Raw genomic sequence first — 18,162 nt, 5'->3', positions numbered from 1 at the left:
GACCTTGCCGGCGAGCGCGTAGCGCGAGAAGGGGCGGATGACTGCCTTGTCACAGGCACTCATGGACCACGGTGTGGTCCGGCAGGTTTCCACTACCGGTGGTTGACCGAGGTGCCCGCTTCAGAATTGGCGGTTCTAGCCGCTTTCTTTTGCCTACTTTTCTTTGCGGCCGGCAAAGAAAAGTAGGTGCCGCCCCGCACAGGGGCAACGCTAATAAACCAATAACAAAAGATAAACCCACCGCCGCAGGCGAACCAAAACAAACCAAGGCGCCGCAGGCAAAACTACTATCAACGTCCTGCAATACCTCCCACGCGCAAGCGCTCCTTATCCCCAAGCAAAGCAGCCCGCAACCTCGGCACGGCGAAGTCGATGAAACTGCGCGTTTTCAGCGGCAATGGCCCTTGCCCCGCATGCATCAGGCTGACCGGAATCGGTTCGGGTTCGAATTCCCGCAGCACCAGTTGCAGCTTGCCTTCCTCCACAGCACGCGCAGCCTGATACGACAGCACGCGCGTGAGCCCCACGCCGGCGATGGCCGCGTCGATGGCGGCTTCCGCAGTATTGACGGACAGGCACGGCTGGATCGGCACCGACTGCTGCTGCCGTGCGCCGCGCGCCGCGAAGGTCCAGATCGGCCCGGATGGCAGCGCGTCGAAATCCACACAGGCGAAGCCGGCAAGATCCCCAGGCGTCTTCGGCGTGCCGTTCTCTGCGAGGAAATGCGGACTGGCGCAGACCACCCGGGACAGGGTGCCGACCTGGCTGGCGACCATGCTGCTGTCGGGCAGTTTGCCAATCCGCAAGGCCACGTCGATGTGCTCGTCGAGCAGATGCAGCGTTCGGTCCGCCAGCATTAGCCGCACCGCGATTTCCGGAAATGTCGCGAGGAAATCGTTGACGATGGGCAGCACATGCAGGCGCCCGAACACCATTGGCGCGGTGACGACCAGATCGCCGCGCGGCGTGCTGTATTCGCCCGATGCCGCGCTTTCCGCGTCGGTCACCTGCTCGAGGATCTGCTTGCAGGCGGCAAGGTAGGCGGTGCCTGCGTCGGTCAATGTCAGCCGGCGCGTGGAGCGTACCAGCAGCCGTGCGTTCAGATGGGCTTCGAGTTCCGCCACCTTGCGGCTGACGGTAGGCAGCGGCGTGCCGAGCTTGCGGCTGGCGGCGGAAAAACTGCCGGTTTCCGCCGCTGCCACGAAGATTGACATTGCCTCCAGACGATCCATAGAGCCTCTCGATCTTCGAGATTTGATCAGTCGAAAATACAGGATTGTCAGTGCTTCTGGAAGGGCCGGCCAGATACCGGCATGGACGATGCGACGCGAGCGTCGATCGGGCGCGAGCATCGCGGCGGCGCCGGCCGGCGAGGCAGCGGCCCGGTTGCTACAATCGTCGTGCACCTACATATACAACGGAGACACGCCATGGCAAACCTTCAGCCGATCAGCCGCTACCCCGTGCCGGCGCCAGGTGAATGGCCCGACGACGTCCGGGCCCGCATCCTTGAAGTGCAGGAGAAAGCCGGCTTTGTCCCGAACGTGTTCTTGACGCTGGCGCATCGCCCGGACGAATTTCGCGCGTTTTTTGCGTATCACGATGCGCTGATGCTCAAAGAAGGAGGGCTCACCAAAGGCGAGCGCGAAATGATCGTCGTCGCAACCAGCGCGGTGAATGATTGCCTGTACTGCGTGGTCGCGCACGGCGCGATTCTGCGCATTTACGAAAAGGCGCCGCTGCTCGCGGAACAGGTCGCCGTCAATCATCACAAGGCGGACATCACCGCGCGTCAGAAGACGATGCTCGACTTCGCGCTGAAGGTTTGCCGCGAGTCCGGTGCGGTCGACGACGCCGATTTCCAGGCCCTGCGCGAGCACGGTTTTTCCGACGAAGACGTCTGGGATATCGCTGCGATTACTGCGTTTTTCGGCCTGTCGAACCGGATGGCGAACGTCATTTCCATGCGCCCGAACGACGAGTTCTATCTGATGGGCCGTGTGCCGAAAACCACTGCCGACGCGCTGCAACAGTAGCTTCATCGCTTGCTTCGGACATCTGATCGCGCGGGCACAGCACGTAGACTGCTAGCGTGTTCGCGCCGTGCTGCGTTCATGCGCTAGTCGTCCTCGCGCGCAGCGTCGGCGAGCTCACCGTGCGGTCGTCGATCGGGAAGCGCAGCATTGCCGCTACGAGTCCGGCCACGACCGTGGCCTCCCACAACAGCGAATAAGAGCCGCTCAGATCGGACACCAGACCGCCTGGCCACGCGCCTAGCCACGCGCCGAGAAACGAGCCGAGAAACGAGCCGAGAAACGAGCCGAGAAACGAGCCGAGAAACGAGCCGATCTGGTGGCTCAGAAAGCAGACGCCGAACAGGCTTCCCAGGTGGCGAGTGCCGAATCTTCGCCACCAGTCCGCTCGTCAGCGGCACGGTCCCGAGCCACGTCAGACCGATGACGGCCGCAAAAATCACGACCGAAGCGGATGATTTCGGCAGCAGAAAGAAGGCGCCGATCGTCACGCTTCTGACGTCGACCGCGTGAATGCGAAAGCCACCTACGCCGGGTACGAATTCCGAGTCGGCCGCAAAAAAATTCGCGTAGGTTGTCGATTTGCGGGAGCATCGTTCGTCGTGGCTATAGGGCGAACATGCAGTGGCAAAAACGCAGGGGAGGAAATGCGCTAACCGATCGGTCGGCCCTGCATCGCGCCCTATGTCCCTTTTCTGCAAGAGGAGATCGCTGATGACTGACGTACACGCATCCGCACAACCGCTGAAGCCGGCCAGGCTGCTGGCCGAATTGCCCGACGGTTTCCCGGGGAGAGCGCGGAATATCGCAGCGCGCGCAACGAACTGCTGGCCGAAGAAATCGAATTGCGGCGCCACATTGAACGAGTGGCCGCGCAGCGCCACGCGCTGCCGCCTGGCGGCGTCGTGCCGCAGGATTGCCGCTTCGAGGGCGAAGAGGGCGCGGTGACGCTGCCGGACATGTTCGGCACGCACGATACGCTCATCACCTACAACTGGATGTTCGGCCCGAAGCGCGCGCGGCCTTGTCCGATGTGCACCTCGTTGCTGAGCGCTTACGACGGCGAAATGCCCGACATCCTGCAACGCGTGGCTTTTGCGGTGATTGCGCGCTCGCCGATCGAAAAACTGGTCGCGTTCAAGAAGGAACGAGGCTGGCGCTATTTACGCCTGTATTCGTCGGGCGGCAACAGCTTCAACCGCGACTACGCCGCCGAAGATCCCGATGGCGACGACTACGCCGCCTTCGACGTGTTTACGCGTTCGGGCGGCACCGTGCGGCATTTCTGGGCTGAGGAGATGGGACCGTCGACGGCGGACCCCGGTCAGGACCAGCGCGGCGCACCCGACCCCATGCCGATATGGACCCTGCTCGACATGACGCCGGCGGGACGCGACAGCAACTGGTATCCGAAACTGGAGTACGGCGTCACGCGTTGACGAGTTCTGCCGTGCCGGATGGTTAGCACAGCTTCGATTTTTGCGGCCGCGTTGCGGCGCGCGCGGCCATTGCTTTGCGCATCGCAGTGCGGATGCGTTCGGTAACCCGTGCCTTGCGTAAAAGCGCAGGATAACTGAGCGGCTTGACTCGACGCATGTCGTAGGAAAATCGATCAGCAAGCGTTATCGCGTCAGAGCGCCGGACAAGACAGCACGCGCTGGGGTGCGAGCGTCGTTCCAGGTTCGCCATTTTTTGCCGGCGTGCCCTGAGTAGGTGCAGAGATCAAACGGACGCTGTTCAGACCTGCATTCGCCAGCACATATTTTTCAGCGCTATTTTCGGGCTGCCAGTACGCACGATATGTGCCGCCGTCGGCGAAGACCAGCAGCCTGCCATGCACGGTTTTTGTGCCGCCAACGAGGTCGACCGGCTCGCCGTCACGCAGCTGAAAGCTTGGCGGCATGGCTGAATTTGCCGTGCCGACCAGCGTGGCGCACGCGCCGTCGTCGGTCGCCGCGAGTGCGCAAGACGACGCGGCGAGCAGAGCCCATGTTGCAATTTCGCGAAATTTCATCTTTTTTCACTCACCAATCTTTAATGGCCACGCGCGCTGTCGACGGCGAAAACAGGCTGTTTGCGTTTTCGCCATAACATACGGGAAAAGCCTGCCAGCCGTGGCCAGCCCACGCTAAAGCACTGAAATTGCAACGGATTGTGATGCGCGGCGGCGCTTTGTAGGGCGACATAAAACCGTAAGCTCGCGATTCTTATGGCGCTTTGCGGCAAAAAAACGTCAAATTGCCGCTGGGCGGGTGATACAAGGCTTACACCCAAGGTTTGCGTGAACCCGCGCCTATGCGTTAGTGTGTCGGTCCCGGCGCAACAGATGTGGCGCCGGTTCCATGATTACCAAACGGGAAGTGCTATGAACAAACAGGAACTGATTGATGCAGTCGCCGCAGCGACGGGCGAAAGCAAAGCGGCCACCGGCCAAACCATCGACGCAATCGTCGACGCGGTAACCGCAGCAGTGGTGGGCGGCGATACGGTGCAACTGGTCGGTTTCGGTTCTTTCTCGACCGGCGCGCGTGCTGCACGCGTGGGCCGCAATCCGTCGACGGGTGCCGAGATCCAGATCGCGGCAGCCAAGACGGTGAAGTTCACCGCCGGCAAGGCGTTCAAGGAAGCCGTCAACGCTTCTTAATGCAACGCGCCTCGCGCCGGCGCATCGACGCCCGCCGCAGGAACGTGCGGCGAGCGATGCATCGGGCGTGAGGAACAACACGCAGCCCAACCCCGGTGACACACACAATCGGCGGTTGGTGCGGCGCGTGCAGCGCCTCTAGTGCGCTTACTGCGGCTTAGTGCGCTCGGTGCGCCTGGCACGCTTGCGATACGCACCCTGCCGCGATCAGCCCGCGCGCCGTTGCCGGGTAGCTTCAGCGAGCGCTTCGAGCACCGGTTCGGTCTGCGCCCAGCTCACGCACGCATCGGTAATCGACACGCCGTAGCGCAGCGGCACGCCAGGTTTCAGATCCTGACGGCCTTCTTCCAGATGACTTTCGAGCATGACGCCGATGATGCGGCGCTCGCGCTGCGACAGTTGCCGCGCGATATCCTGCACTACCTCCAGTTGACGCAAGTGAGACTTGCCCGAGTTCGCGTGCGAACAATCGATCATGACCTGCTCGCGCAGTCCGGCTGACCTGAGCGCGGCGCACGTTGCCTCGACCGACGCGCTGTCGTAGTTCGGTCCTTGCTTGCCGCCGCGCAGAATCACATGCGCGTCGTCGTTGCCGCGCGTTTCGAAGATCGCGGCCATGCCCATCTTGGTCATGCCCATGAACGCGTGACTTGCGCGCGCCGCGACGATGGCATCCGCGGCGATTTGCACGCCGCCGTCGGTGCCGTTCTTGAAGCCGATCGGGCAGCTCAGTCCAGATGCAAGCTGCCGGTGACTCTGGCTCTCGGTCGTGCGCGCGCCGATCGCGCCCCACGCGACCAGATCCGCGATGTATTGCGGGCTCAGCAAGTCGAGAAATTCGGTGGCCGTCGGCAAGCCGAGACCGTTGATGTCCAGCAGCAGTTGTCGTGCGAGGCGCAGACCCTCGTTGATACGGAAGCTGCCGTCGAGACGCGGATCGTTGATATAGCCCTTCCAGCCCACTGTCGTGCGCGGTTTTTCGAAGTAGACCCGCATCACGATCAGCAGATCGTCCTTGTAGGTGTCGGCGGCTTGCTTGAGCCGGTGTGCGTATTCGATTGCCTGATCGTGATCGTGGATCGAGCAGGGTCCGACGATCATCACGAGGCGATCGTCGCGCTCGTGCAGGATCTCGGCAATCGCCACGCGGCTTTCTTCGACGAGAGTCTGTACTGCGGGCGGTACCGGCAGTTCATCCTGCAACAGGGCAGGGGAAATGAGCGGACGTACCGCGCCGATACGAACGTCGTCGATGCGCGTGGTGTCCTGGGTGGCGTCGGCAGAGCCGACTTCCTGATCGTGCAGAGGATTGTCGATGGCGCTCAAAATGTTCTCCCGGGCCGTGATGATGAAATGGCCTCGATGGATGAAGGCCTGCTTGCTGGCTGGTTGGTTTGCCTGCCTGCTTGCTGGTTCGCTGCCGGGATTATGACACTCGCGTGGTGTTGCCGAGATGACGATGGTTCTCAGAGGCGTTTGATCAGTGCCATGGCGGCGGCCGGATTGCGTTCCTTGAAGCCGCTGATGACATACAGAAAGACGTCGCGTGCGGACGTTTTAGCGGGCGCGGCGGCAGCTGTTTGCAGGTCTTCGGGTGTTTTGCCGGCGGCAAGCTGGCGGGCGCGCTCGGCCCATGCGTCGAGGGCTTGGGTCGAATAGCCTTTGGCCTGTTTGTCTGTCGTGCCCATGATGCGGGCGTAGACGAATGGCGCGGTGATGTCGGCGATTTGCGGGTAGTCGCTGTCGCCGGACAGCACGATTGCCACCTGGTATTGTCTGGCTAGCGCAATGAACTCCGGGGTCTTGAAGCTTTCGTGGCGGACTTCGATTGCGTGCCTCAGTTTTTGACCTTCGATGCTTTGCGGGAGCAGTTTCAGGAAAGCTTCGAAGTCTTCTGTGTCGAATTTTTTGGTTGGCGCGAATTGCCAGTTGATGGGCCCTAGTTTTTGCTTGAGCAGCAATACGCCGCTGGCGAAAAATCGTTCTATGGTTTCATTGGCTTGCGCCAGGACTTTTCTGTTGGTCGCATAGCGGGGGGCTTTCAGGGAGAAGACGAAGTCTTCCGGCGTTTCCTGGTACCACTTCTCGTAGCTGGACGGCTTTTGCAGGCCGTAGAAGGTGCCGTTGATTTCTATCGATGTCAGGTTCTGGCTCGCGTATTGCAGCTCGCGGGTTTGGGCCAGGTCTGACGGGTAGAAAGTGCCGCGCCAGGGTGCGTAGGTCCAGCCGCCTATGCCGATCTTAATGGTTGGATTTTTGGCCGTTGGCATTGAGGCGCTCCTGGTGTTCTGGCTTCGCTGGGGAGGGATAGATTAGCGGATTTTTTTGCCTTTGCGACGCTGGTTTGTCAGTTTGCCAACGCCCCGGGCACAACTCTAATCCCCCGGCGTGCGCTCACCGCGCGCACCACCAGGTGCCTTCCTTGAAGACTCTTCGAACCGCCGGGTAGCTTCATCCACCTCAGCCTTGAAGCGCTGCAAAGCATTTGCTGCGACATCCGGCGGTATCAGCGCGGCCCACAAAACATCGATCAACTGATCCGCGGTCGCGTCGATATCGATATGCCGATTTGCCAATGTCGCGTCCCAAAGCACGTGTTCCATCGGCCCAAACACCATTGAACGCAATAACCGCAACGGCATGTCGGAGCGAATCTGTCTGGTCTCCTGCCCCTGCGCCAACACACGCATCAACGGCGCGGTATACCGGCGCTGCAACTCGGTCAGCGCCTCGCCAAGCTCATGATGCCGCGCCCGGCCCTCCGACAACACCAGGGCGCACAGGTCGGTGCCGTTGACCAGCATCAACCGCAAATGCGTTCGCACAATGAAAGCAAACTGCTGACGCACACTGCCGTCACGCGGCAACCCGGATTCGATCGCCGCGATGATCTCGTCATACCAGTCGCCGATCACCCGTGCGCACAACTCCCGCTTGCCGCGGAAATAACTGAATACGGTTGCCTCGGAAATGCCCAGACGCTGGGCAATCTCCGAGGTCGTCGCGCGCTCGTAGCCCCGCTCGGAGAACACCTCGCGCCCCGCCTGAAGAATCTCCTTCACGCGCTGCTGCGACTTGCGCCCGGCTGGCTGGCGGCGTGAGGCAGGCAACTCGGCTTTCAAGGCAACCGTCATATGAGTCAAGTTCAGATTTGTGAGGCAGATAACCCCGGTGACGTCGATCCTATCACGCCTGAGCAGTAGAAAAAGCACAAACACGAGTTTCTGAGTAAAACTCAAAAATACCTATTGACGTATACGTAAATCTAGCGTGAAATGCGCCTTGAACGGTTTCGCGTCTCGTGCGGGATGATGGGTGCGGCCCACAAGGCCACGCTGTCCGCTGAGCCGCACTCAGACAAGCCGGCGCCTGCCATGGCTGACCGGCCGCCAATGAACTCTGGAGACACAGTAATGAGCATCCTGCCCGGTTTGCAATTCCCGCTCGGTGAAGAAATCGAAATGCTGCGTGACAGCATCGCAGGTTTCGCGGCCAAGGAAATCGCCCCGCGTGCCGCGGAAATCGATCGCACGGATCAATTCCCCATGGACCTGTGGCGCAAATTCGGCGACCTGGGCGTGCTCGGCATGACGGTCGCGGAAGAATACGGTGGCGCGAGCATGGGCTACACCGCGCACATGGTCGCGATGGAAGAAATCTCGCGTGCCTCGGCGTCGGTCGGCCTCTCGTACGGCGCCCATTCGAATCTGTGCGTCAACCAGATTCATCGCAACGGCACGGAAGCGCAAAAGCAGAAGTATTTGCCGAAGCTGGTGTCGGGCGAACATATCGGCGCGCTCGCCATGAGCGAGCCGAACGCGGGCTCGGACGTGGTCAGCATGAAACTGCGCGCCGACAAGAAGGGCGACCACTATGTGCTCAACGGCACCAAGATGTGGATCACCAACGGCCCGGATTGCGACACGCTGGTCGTGTATGCCAAGACCGATCCCGAAGCGAATGCGCGTGGCATCACCGCGTTTATCGTCGAGAAGGGCATGAAGGGTTTTTCGGTCGCGCAAAAGCTCGACAAGCTCGGCATGCGCGGCTCGCATACCGGTGAACTGGTGTTCGAGAACGTCGAAGTGCCGGAAGAAAATATCCTCGGTCAGCTGAACGGCGGCGCGAAGGTGCTGATGAGCGGCCTAGACTACGAGCGCGCGGTGCTCGCGGGCGGCCCGACCGGCATCATGGTCGCCGTGATGGACGCGGTCGTGCCGTATATCCACGACCGCAAGCAGTTCGGTCAGCCGATCGGCGAATTCCAGCTGATTCAAGGCAAAGTCGCCGATATGTACACCACGCTGCAGGCCTGCCGCGCATATCTGTACGCGGTCGGCCGGCAACTCGATACGCTCGGCAAGGAACACGTGCGCCAGGTGCGTAAAGACTGCGCGGGCGTGATTCTCTATACCGCTGAAAAAGCGACGTGGATGGCCGGCGAAGCGATCCAGATTCTCGGCGGCAACGGCTACATCAACGAGTACCCGGTCGGACGTCTGTGGCGCGATGCCAAGCTCTATGAAATCGGAGCGGGCACGAGCGAAATCCGTCGCATGCTGATCGGTCGCGAACTGTTCGCCGAAACGGCCTGAGTCACAACGCTGCGCGTCGTGCTGCCTCGCGGATCACTGCGGGAGCACTGCGCGCTGCGGACCACTGCAGCCTGCAGCGCACTACGACGCACGACCCAATGCAGCGCGTCACTGCAGGGCTACCGAAAGCGACGATAGCAACCACCTTGCATGGGATCGGAGTAAGCGCTAAGGGACCAGAGTAAGCGCTATGGGACCAGAGTAAGCGCTGAAGCGCTAACTCTGGTCGACTGCTTTGCATGGGACCAGAGTAAGCGCTAAAGCGCTAACTCTGGTCGACCGCTTTGCATGGGACCAGAGTAAGCGCTGAAGCGCTAACTCTGGTCGACCGCTTTGCATGGGACCAGAGTAAGCGCTGAAGCGCTAACTCTGGTCGACACAGGAGAAGCCAAGCAATGCCGATCATCGAATCAAAGCTGAATCCGCGCTCGGACGATTTCCGCGCCAACGCGGCGGCGCTCGAAGCGCTGGTCGCCGATCTTCGCGCGAAGATCGACAAGCTCGCGCTGGGCGGCGGCCAGGCGGCGCGCGACAAGCACACGGGCCGCGGCAAACTGCTGCCGCGCGAGCGCATCGAGAAACTGCTCGATCCGGGCACGCCGTTTCTCGAGTTCTCGCAGCTCGCAGCCTATGGCATGTACCACAACGACGCGCCGGGCGCGGGCGTGATCACCGGCATCGGCCGCATTGCAGGGCAGGAGTGCGTGATCGTCTGCAATGACGCAACCGTCAAGGGCGGCACCTACTATCCGGTCACCGTCAAAAAGCACGTGCGCGCGCAGGAAATCGCCGCGGAAAATCATTTGCCTTGCGTGTATCTGGTCGACTCGGGCGGCGCCAATCTGCCGAATCAGGACGAGGTGTTCCCGGATCGCGATCACTTCGGCCGCATCTTCTATAACCAGGCGAATCTGTCGGCGGCAGGTATTCCGCAGATCGCCGTCGTAATGGGCTCGTGCACCGCGGGCGGCGCCTATGTGCCGGCCATGAGCGACGAGTCGATCATCGTCAAAAATCAGGGCACGATTTTTCTCGGCGGGCCGCCGCTCGTCAAAGCCGCAACCGGCGAAGTGGTGAGCGCGGAGGACCTCGGCGGCGGCGACGTGCATACGCGTTTGTCGGGCGTGGTCGATCATCTCGCGCAGAACGACGCGCATGCATTGGCGATTGCGCGCAGCATCGTCGGCAATCTGAATCGCACGAAGCAGGTACCGGTAGCGTTGCAGGAACCGAAGCCGCCGCGCTACGACGTGAAGAGCATGTACGGCGTGATTCCGGTGGATACGAGGAAGCCGTTCGATATCCGTGAAGTGATCGCGCGCATCGTCGACGATTCCGCGTTCGACGAATTCAAGGCCCGTTACGGCACCACGCTCGTGACCGGCTTCGCGCATATCTGGGGCCATCCGGTCGGCATCATCGCGAACAACGGCATTCTGTTTTCGGAATCGGCGCTCAAGGGCGCGCACTTCATCGAACTGTGCTGCCAGCGCAAGATTCCGCTGGTGTTCTTGCAGAACATCACGGGCTTCATGGTGGGCCGCAAATACGAAAACGAAGGCATCGCGCGTAACGGCGCGAAGATGGTGACGGCCGTGGCGACGGCGAAGGTGCCGAAGTTCACGGTGATCATCGGCGGCTCGTTCGGGGCGGGCAACTACGGCATGTGCGGCCGCGCGTATTCGCCGCGCTTCCTGTGGATGTGGCCGAACGCGCGCATCTCGGTGATGGGCGGCGAGCAGGCCGCATCGGTGCTGGCCACCGTCAAGCGCGACGGTATCGAAGGCAAGGGCGGTTCGTGGAGCACCGACGAGGAAGAGGCGTTCAAGCAGCCGATCCGCGATCAATACGAACATCAAGGCCACCCGTACTACGCGAGCGCGCGGCTGTGGGACGACGGCGTGATCGATCCGGCGCAAACGCGCGACGTACTCGGTCTCGGCCTATCGGCCACCATGAACGCGCCAATCGAAGACACGCGTTTCGGCGTGTTCAGAATGTGAAGCTGTGCTCAGCGCAGGAGCTCATAGCATGCAATACGAAACGCTGAATGTCGCGATCGACGGACAGATCGCCACGGTCACGCTGAATCGCCCGGACGTGCGCAACGCGTTCAACGAAACGATGATTGCCGAAGTGACCTCGGCCTTCACCGCCCTGAACGAACGCGACGAGGTGCGCGCGGTCGTGCTCGCCGCGAACGGCAAGGCGTTCTGCGCGGGCGCCGATCTGAACTGGATGAAGAAAATGGCCGGCTACTCGGACGACGAGAACCGCGCCGATGCGATGTTGCTGGCGACCATGCTGGCATCGATCTATCGCTGCAGCAAGCCGGTGATCGCGCGCGTGAACGGCGATGCCTACGCAGGCGGCATGGGATTGATTTCGGCGTGCGATATCGTCGTGGCGGTGGAGAGTGCGCGCTTTTGCCTGTCGGAAGCGCGTCTGGGCCTGATCCCGGCCACCATCGCGCCATACGTGATTCGCGCGCTGGGCGAGCAGGCGTCGCGCCGCTACTTCACGACCGCCGAGCAGTTCGATTGCGCAACGGCATGGCGGCTCGGTCTGGTGAGCGAAGCGGTCGCCGCGGAGCAACTCGATGCAACGGTCCGGCAAATCGCGGAAACGCTCTGCGCGAACGGCCCGCAAGCGGTGCGCGCGTGCAAGCAGCTCGTGCAGGACATCGCGGGCCATGAACTGAACGACGCGATGATCGAAGACACGGCGGCGCGCATTGCGCGCACGCGAGCCGGCGCGGAAGGCCGCGAAGGCGTCGCGTCGTTCCTCGAAAAACGCACACCGTCCTGGCGAAGCTAGCTCGCCTTACGATCGCCTCACGAGAAAACCCGGGCGCTTGCAGGCCTCCCACAGAACACCAGCCCCGCAACGGGACACCTCACCGAGACATCTCATGTTCAACAAGATTCTGATTGCGAACCGGGGCGAGATTGCCTGCCGCGTCGCGGCAACCTGCAAGCGGCTCGGCATCGCGAGCGTGGCCGTGTATTCCGATGCGGACGCCAACGCGAAGCACGTCACGGCCTGCGACGAAGCGGTGCATATCGGCGGTTCGACGGCGGCGGAAAGCTATCTGCGCATCGAGCGCATCATCGAAGCCGCGCGCGCCACCGGCGCACAAGCGGTGCATCCCGGCTACGGCTTCCTGTCGGAAAACGAAGACTTCGCGCATGCGTGCGAACTCGCGGGTATCGTCTTCATCGGACCGCCGGTCGAAGCGATCGCCGCGATGGGCTCGAAGGCCGCCGCGAAAGCGCTGATGCATGCGGCGGCCGTGCCGCTCGTGCCTGGCTATCACGGCGACGATCAGGACGCGCAACTGCTGCACCGCGAGGCTGACGCGATCGGTTACCCGGTGCTGCTGAAGGCAAGCGCGGGCGGCGGCGGTAAAGGCATGCGTGTCGTCGAGCGCAGCGAAGATTTCGCTGCCGCGCTGGCGTCGTGCAAGCGCGAAGCGGCGAGCAGCTTCGGCAACGATCGCGTGCTGATCGAAAAGTATCTGACGCGGCCGCGTCACGTGGAAGTGCAGGTGTTCGCGGACCGTCACGGCGGCGCGGTCTATCTGTTCGATCGCGACTGCTCGGTGCAGCGGCGTCACCAGAAGGTGCTGGAAGAAGCCCCGGCGCCGGGGCTGTCCGCCGAAATCAAACGCGAGATGGGCGAAGCGGCCGTGGCCGCGGCGCGCGCGGTGAATTACGTCGGTGCGGGCACGGTCGAATTCATCATGACCGTTACGGGCGATTTCTACTTCATGGAAATGAACACGCGCTTGCAGGTCGAGCATCCGGTCACGGAAATGGTGACGGGGCAGGACCTGGTCGAATGGCAACTGCGCGTCGCCTCGAACGAACCGCTGCCGCTTACCCAGCAGCAAATCAGGATCGACGGTCATGCGATCGAAGCGCGTATTTACGCCGAGCATCCGGCGCGCGGCTTCTTGCCGTCGACGGGTACGCTCAAGCATCTGCGCATGCCGGAAGGCGTCGAGTTCAGCATCGACGCGGCCGGCCTGGGCACGGCCGGTTTAGGCGCGGCCGGCCTGGGCGAGTCGGGACGCAAAGCGCCGGTACGCATCGACAGCGGCGTGCGCGAGGGCGACACGATCACGCCGTTCTACGATCCGATGATCGCGAAGCTGATCGTCCACGGCGCGACGCGCGACGAAGCGCTGGCGCGCATGAATCGCGCGCTGCATGCATGCGAAGTGGTCGGCCCGCATACCAACGTCGAGTTCCTGCAAAGCATCGTCACGAGCGAGCCGTTTGCGACAGGCGACCTCGATACGGGTTTGATCGAGCGTCATCATGACGCGCTGTTCGCGCCCGTGACGAAGCCGTTCAAGGAAGCGCTGGCGCTCGCCTGCGCTGCATTGCTGACGCGCGAAGGCGGCACCGCGCACGGCGCTTCGCCGTGGGATGCGCTGTCGCACTGGCGCCTGAACAGCGGCTACACGCAAACACTCGGCTGGCGCGATGTCGAGAACGACACCGCTTTCACGGTGAGCTTCGCGCGCGACGGCAGCACGCAAACGCTCGAACACGACGGCGTGCGCGAGGGCTTCAGCTGGTCGGGCGGCGCGGGCCGGCACGAATTCCGCGCGACGATCGGCGATGCGCGAGCGACAGGCCGCGTATTCGTCGACGGCGATACGTTCCACGTCTTCTGCCTGGGCGAAGCGCTCGCGTTCGAATGGCAGAATCTGCTCGCGCACGCGGCGGATGCCGAAGGCGGCGAAGGCCGCCTGACCGCGCCGATGCCCGGCAAGGTCATCGCGGTGCTGGTCGAACCGGGCGCCGTGGTGAAGAAGGGCGAGCCGCTGATCGTGATGGAAGCGATGAAGATGGAACACACCATTGGCGCACCGGCGGCCGGTACGGTGTCGGAAGTGCTGTACGCAGTCGGCGATCAGGTTACCGATGGAGCGCAGCTTCTGGTGCTGAACGTGGAATAGGGGACTTCAGGCGAGGCGCGGATAACCCAAGGCCCGCGCTTCGTTTTCCAGTTGCGTGATGCGCTCGTAGTCGACAAAAGGGAGCGCGGAAAAGCCCTTCAAACGCAGGCGTTTTGCGCGATCGGGTTGTGCGGCGAGCGCCTGGTTCAGCGACTCGCATAGTGCTTCGATAGTTGCTGAAGGCACGGTGCCGGAGGCAATCAAAGGCAAACCCGGTGACGCGGCCGTCACACCGATCTGCCGAACTTTCTCTGCCAGTTCCGGCAATTCATCGCAGACAAAGGCGAACGTCACGCAATCGATCGTGGCGACGTCAGCTTCATTGTCCACAACTGCTCGCAACGAGCCGAGATGCGAACCGGTGCGCACGATAGCGCTAAAAAATACCCCGCTAAGCGCAAGCGGCGCCACCGCATGCCGGAACACATTCATGCCGCTATTCGAATCGTCCTGATTGTAGGCGGCGCGCGCGCCACGGCAGTCCGCCAGCGAATCGAACGGCGCGTCCGCTCGCGTCACCAGCACGCTTGAATAAAGCGCGCCGTCGCAGCCCGGTGCGTCGAATTGCGGCGTCGCGATCAATTGCACCTGCTCGCGCAAGCCATGCATCAGCGGATAACCGCAAGTCTGCGAGATCAGCAGATCGGCGCGTCGCCACAGCGCGTGCAGTTCGCCATCGGGCTCGACGATACGGCACGCCGGTTCGACCGTCCGCAACACATCACCCAGCCACTCGCGCCAAACAGCGGCGAGGGCGGGCGTCACGTTATACATCGGCAGGGTGGCAATCCAGGTCATGCCCGCGATTCTGACATATCGGCCGCGCGCTATATATCCCCTGGCGCGAAGCCGGCCCCGGGCGGAGACCGCCGTGATGGCACGGTTTGGGTGCCGGCACAGCAGTGGATTCGCGCTCCGCGTCACAGGTTCGCACTCTGCAATGGCCCTGCGCGAGCGTGGTTTTATGATTGGCGCACCCCACGCTTCCGACGGATCTGCATATGGTCATTCGAACGACCGCGCTTCTGACGACGCTGCTGTGTCTGACGCCCCCCGTCCACGCCGACTGCTTTTCCGCAGCGGCTTCGTATCAGCATGTCAACGAGACGATCCTGCGTGCGCAAGATCGAGACGTCGCTGGCGTCCGATCCAGAGCGCGTCGGCGCCGCGCTCGAATCGAACAAGGAATCCGACGGCCGGCCCGATGACGGCGACGTGCGCGATATGCGATCGGTCCTGCGCCGCCACTGATATCCGCTTACTCAACTCCCCACCGGCGACGCAAGATAATCCCAGTCGTGCAGGAAGATCTGCTCGAAATAAGTCGCGGCATCGGCGTTATAGATGATCAGGCCCGCGTCGCGATTACGCAGCGTGCCGTCAGCCGACCAGTTCTGGCTGCTGACCATCACGACGCTCCCGTCGACCACGATGCCCTTGTTGTGAACGTTCGCCTGACGCCGCAGCACGGATGACGGAATGCCCGCCGCGACCAGTTTTTCTACCCATGCGTCGTTCTGGAACTGACTGGTAATCAGACGCACGTCGAGCCCCCGGTCGATGAGCGCCTTTACGGCCGCGATCAACGCGTCATGCTGCGCATCGTCGGGACGTCCGCTCGGATGGATATATTGAGTCTGCATGTAAAAACGTCGCTGGGCGGACTCGATGAGCGCCTGAACATGCGGCTGATAGTTATCGGGAGTCAGCAGCGGCTGAATCCTGATGTTGTCGGCGAGCGTCTTCGGGGCGAAGAACTGGCGCGGCGCCTTGCCGGCCGCGAGCGCTTCGATCGGCACCTCGAGGGCGGCGGCGCCGTTCCCGCCAAGCGCCGCGCCTTGTGCACTGGCCGCGACGATCGCGTCGTGAGAGACCGTATAGTCGTGCTGCAGGAAAGCCCGGAACGTGTCCGCCAACGCCTTGCTGGTGACGATGACATGCCAGTCGCGATCGTGTGTCGTGGCGAGCTTGCGCGCGGCCGTCACGTCCGATAGATCGATTTCCGGCTGATTGCTGTTGTTCCAGTTGCCCGAAGAGAGCCACAACGTATCGTCTTCGCGCACCGCCACCTTGATGTGATACGCGTTCGGATAGATCCAGACCGGGGCTTTCGGGTCGGCGTTGGTGAGCGCCCAGGTGCCGGTGAAGTGATCGCCCAGATGTTCCAGAAGATCAGCCTGCGTCTCTTCGTCTGTTTGATCGGCGGACGGGTTCTTCGCCGGATGATCGAGCGTGAGCGTCAGTTTCTTGCCGCCGGCAAGCGCATTGTCGAGGGCGGTGAGAATGTGCGCCGAGGTGAAGTCGTACATGCCGACCACCAGTTCCTCGCGAATGCCCTCGATAAAATTCGATAGCTCGGCCCATCCCGCATCGGGGCTCGCGTGCAGTACGAGCGAGACCTGTGCGGTGACAGCGTCGAGACTTGCTCCGGGAGCCGGTGTGTACGCGATCTCTTCCTTCTGTGCGCGTGCGGTGGCAAAGGCCGTCAGCGGCATCGGCGGATTCGCGTGCTCGTTGCCTTGTCCGTCGAAAAAGACTTGATCCGCGAAATCCGGTTGCCGGAGTTCGTGACGTGCTTCGGCCAGCGCGAAATATTTCGCCGGATCGAGCGCGCGCAGCGATTCCATCGGACCGGCGGCGCGCACCTCGACGGGTACACCGTCGAAGACCTTCGGCAGCGAAGCTTCCGCGGCGGCACGTTGGTCCGGCTCCGTCGTCACGACGATGGCGCGCGTGACGCCGCTCGTCAGCGTGGGCCATTGCAAGCCGCTCCGTACCGACAGGATGCCTGGTTGCCTGAAGGACTCGGCGTGCGCGTCGAGCATCGTCCGAATGTCGATCGCCTGCATGTCATGCGGTGCAGCGCTTGCGCCGGCCGCAGCGCTCCTGACGTTGGCGAGCGCCGCCGCAAACAGTGCCGCACCGGTGGGCAAGGCGCTGGCGAACATCGAGCGCCGTGCGTCGCGCCGGATCACGGCCGGCGTGCTCGCCTTGAGATGCGACAGCGAGTGCGGAAACGGCGAGAGACTGTCGACGAAGCTGCGCAGAGAACGCCCGCCCGTCAGCGATCCACCGCCGGGCTGGCCGGTCGCCAGGTCGACGATCTCGGGCGCGCCGAAATGCCGGACTTGCTGGAGTTTGTTGTTCTGCGGATTGAACCAGGTGAGGTAGCCGTTCGGCAGCACCTGGCGCGGGCGGCTTATCCGGCCACTGAAACTGTAGCGCGCGCCCGCCGTGCCGGCGGGATCGAAATAGTGCGGCGTGTAGAAGTCCGAGACGAGCACGTCGTCGATGAGATAGGCGTTGCTGGCGTCTTCGGATGGATCGCAGATCTCGACCAGGAATTCGACTTTGCCGTTGCCGTCCTGGACCTCGTTGTCGATGATCGCGACGGCGTTCGCCGCGGTGAGCCGGTTACCGCTTGGATCGACCAGCATTTCCATGACTTCGTGACTCGCCGACAGAGACCAGGTGTCGCCGGCCAGCACCACCGCGAACGGCTGATTGTGCTCGGTCAGATGAAAGCCGGCCGCGCCCGACTGAACTTCGTCCACGATATACACAGGCCAGATGCCCGGATCGAGGTGGTCGGCGGATTCGAGAGCGACGACGGCGCCCGACACATTCCAGATGGGCCCGAGGTCGCGGCTGATCTGGAGGTTGAGCGCTTGTGCGACGCGCACGACGTCGGTGTAAGGCACAGCGGCGGATTGCGAAACGATTCCAACGCGAGCAGTCAGCATGGCGTGTCTCCCTGGCGGGTTGTGGGCTGAGACTACTCAGCGTGCCGGGCTGATATGGCGTGGCAATGACAGCGAGGTCGGTATTGCGGTGCAGACAGCGCCGCGACTCGGGGTGACAGTTGGCCCGCTTACGCCGCAGGAGCAGCGAAGTGCCGTTGTGGGTCACGGCCTGCTGGTC

14 protein-coding genes and 2 pseudogenes are annotated in these 18,162 nt (G+C 62.6%); 8 read left to right on the top strand and 8 right to left on the bottom strand.

The genetic code is table 11. The annotated features are described in order from the left end of the window. Window positions 1-290 precede the first annotated feature (290 nt). Window positions 291-1,232: a LysR family transcriptional regulator gene (locus DLM46_RS23680; RefSeq protein WP_115104420.1), complete on the bottom strand. Its 942-nt coding sequence runs from the start codon at window positions 1,230-1,232 to the stop codon at window positions 291-293. 198 nt (window positions 1,233-1,430) lie between these two features. On the opposite strand from DLM46_RS23680, the gene DLM46_RS23675 reads away from it, so the two are divergent. Further along, window positions 1,431-2,036, top strand: a complete 606-nt coding sequence (locus DLM46_RS23675; protein ID WP_115104417.1) for a peroxidase-related enzyme — start codon at window positions 1,431-1,433, stop codon at window positions 2,034-2,036. Window positions 2,037-2,112: 76 nt separating this feature from the next. Here DLM46_RS23675 and DLM46_RS23670 read toward each other — a convergent pair. After that, window positions 2,113-2,560 (bottom strand): annotated as a pseudogene (locus tag DLM46_RS23670) (hypothetical protein); the annotation flags it as partial. 187 nt (window positions 2,561-2,747) lie between these two features. Between DLM46_RS23670 and DLM46_RS23665 the strand changes: the two are divergent. Further along, a pseudogene (locus DLM46_RS23665) lies at window positions 2,748-3,472 on the top strand (DUF899 family protein). 191 nt (window positions 3,473-3,663) lie between these two features. Here DLM46_RS23665 and DLM46_RS23660 read toward each other — a convergent pair. Beyond that, on the bottom strand, window positions 3,664-4,047 hold the full coding sequence (locus tag DLM46_RS23660; protein ID WP_115104415.1) for a hypothetical protein: 384 nt from the start codon (window positions 4,045-4,047) through the stop codon (window positions 3,664-3,666). Window positions 4,048-4,398: 351 nt separating this feature from the next. Between DLM46_RS23660 and DLM46_RS23655 the strand changes: the two genes are divergently transcribed. Then, window positions 4,399-4,677: an HU family DNA-binding protein gene (locus DLM46_RS23655; RefSeq protein WP_115104412.1), complete on the top strand. Its 279-nt coding sequence runs from the start codon at window positions 4,399-4,401 to the stop codon at window positions 4,675-4,677. Window positions 4,678-4,884: 207 nt separating this feature from the next. On the opposite strand, the gene DLM46_RS23650 is transcribed toward DLM46_RS23655, so the two are convergent. The 3 genes from DLM46_RS23650 to DLM46_RS23640 form a co-directional block, all read right to left on the bottom strand. Beyond that, complete coding sequence (locus tag DLM46_RS23650; RefSeq protein WP_115104410.1) at window positions 4,885-6,003, bottom strand: 3-deoxy-7-phosphoheptulonate synthase; 1,119 nt, start codon at window positions 6,001-6,003, stop codon at window positions 4,885-4,887. A 140-nt stretch (window positions 6,004-6,143) separates the two neighbouring features. Next, window positions 6,144-6,947 (bottom strand): DUF72 domain-containing protein, encoded by an 804-nt coding sequence (locus DLM46_RS23645; RefSeq protein ID WP_115104407.1) that lies wholly within the window; start codon window positions 6,945-6,947, stop codon window positions 6,144-6,146. Between the two features lie 105 nt (window positions 6,948-7,052). Then, window positions 7,053-7,811 carry a TetR/AcrR family transcriptional regulator gene (locus DLM46_RS23640; RefSeq protein WP_115104616.1) on the bottom strand — a complete coding sequence of 253 codons (759 nt, stop codon included), beginning with the start codon at window positions 7,809-7,811 and terminating at the stop codon, window positions 7,053-7,055. Between the two features lie 279 nt (window positions 7,812-8,090). On the opposite strand from DLM46_RS23640, the gene DLM46_RS23635 reads away from it, so the two are divergent. The 4 genes from DLM46_RS23635 to DLM46_RS23620 all read left to right on the top strand — a co-directional run bounded on the left by DLM46_RS23635 (window position 8,091) and on the right by DLM46_RS23620 (window position 14,241). Continuing rightward, entirely contained in the window at window positions 8,091-9,272 is a 1,182-nt protein-coding gene (locus tag DLM46_RS23635) for an isovaleryl-CoA dehydrogenase (RefSeq protein ID WP_115104404.1), read from the top strand. A gap of 395 nt (window positions 9,273-9,667) precedes the next feature. Then, on the top strand, window positions 9,668-11,275 hold the full coding sequence (locus tag DLM46_RS23630; protein WP_115104402.1) for a carboxyl transferase domain-containing protein: 1,608 nt from the start codon (window positions 9,668-9,670) through the stop codon (window positions 11,273-11,275). 28 nt (window positions 11,276-11,303) lie between these two features. Then, window positions 11,304-12,089 (top strand): enoyl-CoA hydratase/isomerase family protein, encoded by a 786-nt coding sequence (locus tag DLM46_RS23625; protein WP_115104399.1) that lies wholly within the window; start codon window positions 11,304-11,306, stop codon window positions 12,087-12,089. 94 nt (window positions 12,090-12,183) lie between these two features. Beyond that, entirely contained in the window at window positions 12,184-14,241 is a 2,058-nt protein-coding gene (locus tag DLM46_RS23620; RefSeq protein WP_115104397.1) for an acetyl/propionyl/methylcrotonyl-CoA carboxylase subunit alpha, read from the top strand. A 6-nt stretch (window positions 14,242-14,247) separates the two neighbouring features. On the opposite strand, the gene DLM46_RS23615 is transcribed toward DLM46_RS23620, so the two are convergent. Next, window positions 14,248-15,039, bottom strand: a complete 792-nt coding sequence (locus tag DLM46_RS23615) for a phosphate/phosphite/phosphonate ABC transporter substrate-binding protein (RefSeq protein ID WP_115104395.1) — start codon at window positions 15,037-15,039, stop codon at window positions 14,248-14,250. A gap of 318 nt (window positions 15,040-15,357) precedes the next feature. Between DLM46_RS23615 and DLM46_RS40995 the strand changes: the two genes are divergently transcribed. After that, window positions 15,358-15,492 (top strand): hypothetical protein, encoded by a 135-nt coding sequence (locus DLM46_RS40995; protein ID WP_279635217.1) that lies wholly within the window; start codon window positions 15,358-15,360, stop codon window positions 15,490-15,492. An 11-nt stretch (window positions 15,493-15,503) separates the two neighbouring features. Here the strand turns inward: DLM46_RS40995 and DLM46_RS23610 are convergent, their stop codons facing one another. Then, the gene (locus DLM46_RS23610) at window positions 15,504-17,984 is read right to left on the bottom strand and encodes a phospholipase D-like domain-containing protein (RefSeq protein WP_115104392.1); all 2,481 of its coding nucleotides are present in this window, start codon (window positions 17,982-17,984) and stop codon (window positions 15,504-15,506) included. Window positions 17,985-18,162 lie beyond the last annotated feature (178 nt).

The sequence above is a fragment of the Paraburkholderia lacunae genome (genome assembly GCF_003353175.1).
Taxonomy (GTDB): domain Bacteria; phylum Pseudomonadota; class Gammaproteobacteria; order Burkholderiales; family Burkholderiaceae; genus Paraburkholderia; species Paraburkholderia lacunae.
The sequence above is the reverse complement of the archived record's forward strand: the minus strand, read 5'-3'. Positions and strand labels throughout refer to the sequence as shown.